General features: G+C 59.5%; 1 pseudogene. It reads left to right on the forward strand.

Going from position 1 to position 771, the window contains the following annotated elements:
• Positions 1-231 (forward strand): annotated as a pseudogene (locus OO306_RS28035) (hypothetical protein); the annotation flags it as partial.
• Between the last annotated feature and the right edge of the window lie 540 nt (positions 232-771).

Raw genomic sequence — 771 nt, forward strand, 5'->3', positions numbered from 1 at the left:
CGTGAAGAAAAAAAAACAACAAAACGAGACACCCCTAACCCCACACAAAAAAAAAAAAAGTATAAGGCCCCCGGGCAAAAACAAAACCCCGAAAAAAATATACCACCAAAAAAAAAACCACCCACAAATGGACAAAAGCCCCCAACCCCCCCCCCCGCGCCCACCGCGCACCACCCCTCTCACGCCCCTCTTTCCCGCCCCGACGCTCTTCCGATCTATTATTTTAATTAATTAATAGCCGGTGCCGTGGTGATGGTGATGGTGACCTAAGCTACCACCTCTAGAGCCACTACCCCTCCCAATCATTCTGGATACGGCTCTAGGATAGCGTAAGGAGTGCCGGCACCACGCCGACGTTGACGACGCTTTTTACGACCGGATCCCATTTAGCTGTCCTCCTTACTAAAGTTAACCCTATAGTGAGTCGTATTAAAGCTTTTATTTATAGGAAGAGAACACTTCTGAACAACAAAAGGCCTCTTCCCGCGGGAACCCCCTCACACTCGGTTAGCGCAAGGCTCGGGGCCCGTGGTGGTGCTGTGGGGGTGTGGCGGGGGCGGTGGGGGTGTGGCGGGTGGGGGGGGGTGTGGGTCGGGGCGGGGGGCCCCGACGCCCCGCCCGCCCCCCCCCCCCCCCCCCCCCCCCCCCCCGGGCGGGGGGGGGGGGGGGCTGGGCGGTCGGGGTTTGTTTTTTTATGGGCGTGGTGCTGCCAGACGTGCTGGCCCCCAGCAAACAAAAAGACAGGCTCAGGTCCGGGGGCGCCCCCCCCCC

This window comes from Pseudomonas sp. DCB_AW (genome assembly GCF_026240895.1).
Taxonomy (GTDB): Bacteria; Pseudomonadota; Gammaproteobacteria; order Pseudomonadales; family Pseudomonadaceae; genus Aquipseudomonas; species Aquipseudomonas kermanshahensis.